Source organism: Desulfosarcina sp., assembly GCF_041551955.1.
GTDB lineage: Bacteria > Desulfobacterota > Desulfobacteria > Desulfobacterales > Desulfosarcinaceae > Desulfosarcina.
Map to the genome: position 1 here is coordinate 1 of NZ_JBFELV010000305.1, position 5,990 is coordinate 5,990.

6 protein-coding genes are annotated in these 5,990 nt (G+C 55.4%); 1 reads left to right on the plus strand and 5 read right to left on the minus strand.

Going from position 1 to position 5,990, the window contains the following annotated elements; translation table 11 throughout:
• From ABYV26_RS18550 to ABYV26_RS18570, 5 genes are all read right to left on the minus strand, one after another.
• Positions 1-811: GAF domain-containing protein (locus ABYV26_RS18550; RefSeq protein ID WP_372682848.1), on the minus strand; the 811-nt coding region annotated here is incomplete at its 3' end.
• Positions 812-843: 32 nt separating this feature from the next.
• Entirely contained in the window at positions 844-2,085 is a 1,242-nt protein-coding gene (gene phaC, locus ABYV26_RS18555) for a class III poly(R)-hydroxyalkanoic acid synthase subunit PhaC (protein WP_372682849.1), read from the minus strand.
• Between the two features lie 11 nt (positions 2,086-2,096).
• Positions 2,097-2,990 carry a poly(R)-hydroxyalkanoic acid synthase subunit PhaE gene (locus tag ABYV26_RS18560; RefSeq protein WP_372682850.1) on the minus strand — a complete coding sequence of 298 codons (894 nt, stop codon included), beginning with the start codon at positions 2,988-2,990 and terminating at the stop codon, positions 2,097-2,099.
• A gap of 44 nt (positions 2,991-3,034) precedes the next feature.
• Positions 3,035-3,829 carry an SDR family oxidoreductase gene (locus ABYV26_RS18565; protein WP_372682851.1) on the minus strand — a complete coding sequence of 265 codons (795 nt, stop codon included), beginning with the start codon at positions 3,827-3,829 and terminating at the stop codon, positions 3,035-3,037.
• A 65-nt stretch (positions 3,830-3,894) separates the two neighbouring features.
• On the minus strand, positions 3,895-4,446 hold the full coding sequence (locus tag ABYV26_RS18570; protein WP_372682852.1) for a GAF domain-containing protein: 552 nt from the start codon (positions 4,444-4,446) through the stop codon (positions 3,895-3,897).
• A 693-nt stretch (positions 4,447-5,139) separates the two neighbouring features.
• Between ABYV26_RS18570 and ABYV26_RS18575 the strand changes: the two genes are divergently transcribed.
• On the plus strand, positions 5,140-5,990 hold an 851-nt coding region (locus tag ABYV26_RS18575), incomplete at its 3' end, for a gamma-glutamyltransferase family protein (RefSeq protein WP_372682853.1).

Below are 5,990 nucleotides of genomic sequence, written 5' to 3' on the forward strand. Positions count from 1 at the left end.
CTTTCATGGCGTCCTTGAAGCGGATGCGCTCATCGGTGGTGGCGTCGCTGATGACGATGGTCTCCCCTTTCAGTGCGCGGGCCGCGGTTTCAGTGGAGGTGATGGCGCCTTTTTCGAGGAATTCATCGCTGAGGCCATGGCTGGCCACCAGCTTCAGCGAACCGCTGTCCTCGTCCAACAGGCGGATCAACGCGCCCTTCATCCCCAGGGTGTCGCAGATGTTCTCCGTCAGGTTCCCGAGCACCTGCTGAATGTCCAGGGTGGAGTTGATGTTGGAGGCCAATTCCAGGAACAGCATGGCGTTTTTCTGCATGCGCCGGAGCAGCCGGTTGTGTTCGATGGCGATTCCCCCCTGTTCGGCCAATGCGCGCAGAAATTCGATCTCGTCCGGTTGGAACTCGCGCCGGGCGGCTGTATACAGTGACAGCACCCCGATGGTTCGGCCCTTCACCGTCACGGGCACGGTCAGCAGCGAGGCGATGCCTTCACGCTTTTTGGCCGCGTGGTTTTCCAGGCGCGGATCGGACGCGGCGTCGGAAAAGGCCAGGTGCCCATCCTTTTCCAGGGCGGAAACCACCCGTCTGGCCTGGATAGGGTTGGCGTGCAGATAGGTTTCGGACAGACCCTGTTGGGCCGTCGGCACGAAGACATCCTGCTTTTCATCCTTCAAAAACAGGCAGGCGGCCTTGCCCTCCATCGTCTTGATGGCGCTGTCGACAATCAAGTTCAGCAACTCCGTTTTGCCTGCAACCGTACCGAAGGCCTTGCTGATTTTGCAAAAGGTTTTGAAATAGTCCATCTCCCTGGTCATCGGGTTCCTCCTACTGGTGTGGTTTGTCCGTATTACCCATTGGTCGCTTTAGATGCAGTTCTGGATCGGGATGATTTCGGCTGGGTTACCGGTTGGGCTTTATCTTTACTGGGTTTGGCCTTCTGCACGGTTTTTTTCAACCCGGCAGACGGCTTGTTCGCCGCCGTTTTTCTGCTGGGTGACTTTTTTTTAGGAATCTGATCCCGCTCCTTGAGCCAGCCGGCGATTTTGGGTGCAAATGCCTCCTGAAACTTCGAGCTGACATAGATGCCGATGTGTCCGGTGTCCAGGCAGAGATCCTCGGTGTCCGTGCTGCCCACCCGCTCTACCAGCTGCTCGCAGGCCTCGGGCGGCACCAGGTGATCGTACTTCCCGTAGATATTGAGCAGCGGCATGGTCAGCTTCTGCAGATCGACCCGTTGGCCGTCGACCTCGAGCTGGCTCTGGATCAGTTTGTTGCCTTGATAGCAGTCCTTGATGAATTGGCGAAACACTTCCCCCGGCAGGTCCGGGCTGTCAAAAATCCATTTTTCCATGCGCACGAAGTTTTCGACGAACTGCTTGTTGTCCATGTTCTCCATGAAGCCGACGTATTTGTCGATCATCAGGCGGGCGGGGTTGAGCAGCAGAAAGCCCAGATTCATCATGTCCGCCGGCAGATTGCCGTAGGTGTCCACCACGCGGTCCACATCGAGATGTTCCATCCACACGTGCAACAGTCCCTTTTTGGTGTCAAAATTGGTGGGCGTCACCGTGGTCACCAGATTTTTTATCTTGTCCGGGTGCAGGGCGGAATAGATTACGCTGAAGGTGCCCCCCATGCAGATCCCCATCAGGTTGATCTTTTCAACCGCGTGTTTTTCACGGATGAAATCGATGACATTGTCCATGTAGCCGTTGATGTGATCGTCAAATCCCAGGAAACGGTCTTTGCGCGTGGGGTAGCCCCAGTCGATCATGTACAGATCGATGCCGGCATCCAGAAAACGCTCGACCACGCTGCGGCCGGGCTGCAGGTCAAGCATGGTTTCGCGGTTGATCAAGGCGTAGACGACCAGCAGGGGCGTCTGGTAGCGGATCTCGGTGCGGGGCAGGTAATGTTTCAGCTTGACGCGGTCTTCCTGGTAAACCACCTCATAAGGGGTCTGGGCCAGATCCGTGTCCAGATCGTCCAACAGCACTTCCGATGCCTTGTGGGCGCGGGATTGGGCTTTTTCGGCGTCTTCGGCCAACTTCGACAGAATCAGATCCACAGGAATTTTGGTTTGCGACATGAACTACCCCCTTACTTTTTTTCTTTTTCGAGTCGTCGAAGGCGCTTTTTCAATTCAAAGAGTTCTTTGGCCATGTCGTCCATCTCGGTTTTTTTGGCCACCGGCAGCACACTGAGCATGTCTTCCAGGGCCGCATTCCGGGCGGCCGAATATTCGGCCAGGGCATTGACGGTGCGGGTCAGCGTCTCCACATATTCGGGGGTTTGAAAAAGGGTCATAAAATGCCCCTCCAACACCTTTACCCACATGTTGTAATAGACCTTGGTGTCATCGGTCAGTTCACCGTTTTCGGCCATTTCCCCCAGCTTTTCCTGCATGACCTGCATGGACCGGTTGAAGGGCAGGCCCAGCATATTCAGAAATTCAGACAGGGTGGACTGAAACAGGTTGTATTTATCGACCGCCTGATTGGCCTTTTCCTGATAGGTGCGCATCAGCCCCAGTTGCGGGACCTTAAAGAACTGCTGGAACTCCTTGGTATAGATGTCGGTCCACAGGCGCGACAGATTATCGTCGATGTCCTGGAATTGATACGCCTCCACCGACTGGCCCATCCGGCCCAGGCGCTGGATCATCTTCTGCTGCATTTCGATCAAACTGCCCATGGAGGTTTGGGCCAGCTTGAGCAGCACCTCCGGCATGGCCCCGCTGCCCTTGAAAAGCGCGGTCATGGATTCCGGCGCCGCCATGGCACCGGCCATGGATTGCCAGTTCTTCAGGGCCGCGGCCATGGCCGCCTGGGTCTTGGGGCTGGCGCCAGGGGCCGCCTCGGCACCGGTCGGCTGCTGCCCCGGAAAGGGGGCGCCCCACTGACCGGCCATGTTCCCCCACATGTCACCCATGGATTTCATCCAGGTGGTGAGCATGGTCGCCATTCCCAACGGATCTTCGTTTTTCATGTTCATGGACAGCCTCTTTCCCTTATTGGGGTGAGGGTACTTTCGTGGTTCTACCCCTTGGAACCCAGGCGCAGGCCACCATGGATAAAAAAGACTTCCCCGGCTAGCGCCTCATTGCGATAGATATCTCCGACCAACGCAGCCACTTCCTCAGGTTCAATCAAGCGCCCGATGGGGACTTGACCGATAATATAATCCAGCGCTTTCTGGTTCATCCCTTTCACCATCGCAGTGCCCACATAACCCGGTGCAACGGCCACGCAGCGGATCTTGTCGGCTAGGCCGCGGCGAAAAAATTCGGCCGTGATCACTTTGGGCATCACCGACATGGCCGCTTTGGTGGACGCGTAGTTGAGTTGACCGGCCGTTCCCAGGCTGCCGGTGGAGGAAACCAGACAGATCAGTCCTTTGCAGTTATTGTTGATCATTCGCTCGGCGCATTCGCGGACCGTCAGAAACACACCCGTCAAATTAATATCGACGACCATTTGAAAATCCTTCAAAAGCATTTTCTTGGTCACTTTGCCGGTTTCCTTATCTGGAGAAAGCATCAAGCCATCCTTTATGATGCCGGCAAATGGGGCCACCAGATTGATCTTACCGAACTTTTCGATGGCCGTGTCGGCCAGCCTGGCGCAATCGTCCTCATCGGTCACGTTGCATACCACCGAAGCGACGTCCCCGCCTATATCCTTAAGCTCAGCTTCCGCTTGCTTCAACATCTCTTCAGCCACATCGGCGATGACCACCTTGCCGCCGTTTTCCACCCAGTATCTGGCAACCGCCAAGCCGATGCCGCTGGCACCGCCGCTGACCACTGCAACCGAATCTCGAATGTCAAGCATATCCATTTCTCCTTTTTGCGTGTTTGCGTTCGTTAGATCAAAAAAGCCGTTGGAGACGTGTTCACCTAAAGTGCCGGCGATTCACAGCTGGTGGTCAGCACGTCTATGTATTCATTCTGACCTTTGTAAAGTCGGCTCATTTCTATGAGTACACCGGCGATCTGAGCCAGCGCTTGAACAAAATTCACATCATCCAGCGTAAATTCCCACTTCTCTGCCGTGTATACCCGGACGGCCCCGATGACGCTATCACCGACCATGATGGGTACGGAAAGGATAGAGGCGATGCCCTCTTTTTTAGCTGCCTCAGGATATTGTATCCTGGGATCATCGTTGACATCATAAACCGCCACCGGCCCATCTTTAAGGGAGTCGGCAATGGACCGCAACGCGCTTACGGTTCCTTTGTTTAAATACTCTTTACTCAAGCCCGTCGACGCAGCCACCTCCAATTCTTCTGATTTAGGATTCATCAGGAACAACGCACATCCCTTTATCCCGAGCGCAGATTGGATGCTTTCCACCGTCATTCGAATAATTTTGTCTGGATCCTTTGATTTCGACAGGGATCGGGTGACCTTGATGAGCGTCTCGTAGTTAAGCGTCAAGTTTCTCATTATTCCTCCTCTTTAATGGTCAATTAAAAGCAACCACGACATTTACCGTGCATGCCGTTATTATTCATGGGGGACAACTATCCCTAAAAATGTGTGTCCTTTGCGTGAAACATGAATCCATGTCGGTTGAACGATCAGCTGAAGGTTTTTACAAGCATCTCTGTGACATCCGAAAAGGAATGGGAGCGTGGAGAATCGCTGATATTTAAAAAATAGAATGGATCTGTTGCGGGGGTCAAGGACCAATTATCATCGATTGCCGCTTTCATGCTTTTTCAGCGCCCACAAAAAAAGCGATACTGGTGTGATTGCACAAAAAACAGGGTGTCGGATACATGGGGCTAACGGTCGTTGGTGGTCTGGATTTTTAACCATGATGTTGCTGACCACAGCTTTAATCCATCAGGACAATTCTGGACGCATTGCCATTAAGCTGCCAACTTGACATTGTCAGGGATGGTCATCGACCAGACATGAAGGGCGTGCTAGACAAGCTGACCTGCAAAATTTGTTGATACCCATAAAATTCTCAACAAATGATGGTGAAGCCACATCGGCGTTCACACCCGTGAGACGATCACCTGGAATATGATGATCGATAGAGCGGTCTAAATTCTCCTTGCAGACCCACGCTAATCCCGTTAGGAATATAATCAAACGTTGTGTCCAAAACAACAGAGGTGTTCCCCAACCATGTCGAACCATTTCGCCACCCATCGCCCGCTTCTGATGAGCACCCGCTGGATGATCACCGCCGATCATCCCTTGGCCGTCCAGGCCGGTGCAGCCGTGCTGGAATCCGGCGGCAACGCCGTGGATGCGGCCATCGCTGCCAACCTGGTGATGACGATCGTCAGGCCGCATATGTGCGGCATCGGCGGTGACCTGTTCATGCTGATCCACATGGCCGCCCAGGGAACCGTCCACGCCCTCAACGCGTCGGGCCGGGCCCCCGCGGGAGCCACCCTGGAGGCATACCAGGGGCTCGGCTACCAGCGGGTTCCCGAGACCGGGATTCACGCCTGCACCGTGCCGGGCGCCCTTGCCGGCTGGCAGGCAGCGCTTGAAAAATACGGCACGATGGGATTGGACAGCCTGCTGGCCAGGGCCATCCCCTATGCGCGAGACGGATTTCCGGTTTATCCGGACTTGGTCAATGCCCTCGAGGAGCGACGGGCTGTCCTGCTGGCCGCCGGAGCCGCCGGTGAGACATTTTTACCGGGTGGGGCCATCCCCCGGGTGGGTCAATTGATGGTGCAGCCCCAGCTGGCACGCACTTACCGGACGCTCATGCAAAATGGGTCGGGCGCCTTTTACCATGGACCGTTGGGCGAAGCCCTGGTTGCGCATGCTGAGGCCATGGGCGGCTTTTTCAGCGAGGCTGATCTGGCCCGGCACACGGTGGAATGGGGTCCGCCGATCACCAGCGACTACCGCGGCTACACCCTGGCCACCCACCCCCCCAATTCCCAGGGAATCGCCCTGCTCATGCAGGCCAACATGCTGGCCATCCATGATCCGGCGACCATGGACGTGGATTCGGC

Excerpts from the sequence above, each read along its gene's own strand:
- ABYV26_RS18565 (WP_372682851.1), bottom strand. The coding sequence starts at position 3,829 with ATGCTTGACATTCGAGATTCGGTTGCAGTGGTCAGCGGCGGTGCCAGC.
- phaC (WP_372682849.1), bottom strand. The coding sequence starts at position 2,085 with ATGTCGCAAACCAAAATTCCTGTGGATCTGATTCTGTCGAAGTTGGCC.
- ABYV26_RS18570 (WP_372682852.1), bottom strand. The coding sequence starts at position 4,446 with ATGAGAAACTTGACGCTTAACTACGAGACGCTCATCAAGGTCACCCGA.
- ABYV26_RS18560 (WP_372682850.1), bottom strand. The coding sequence starts at position 2,990 with ATGAACATGAAAAACGAAGATCCGTTGGGAATGGCGACCATGCTCACC.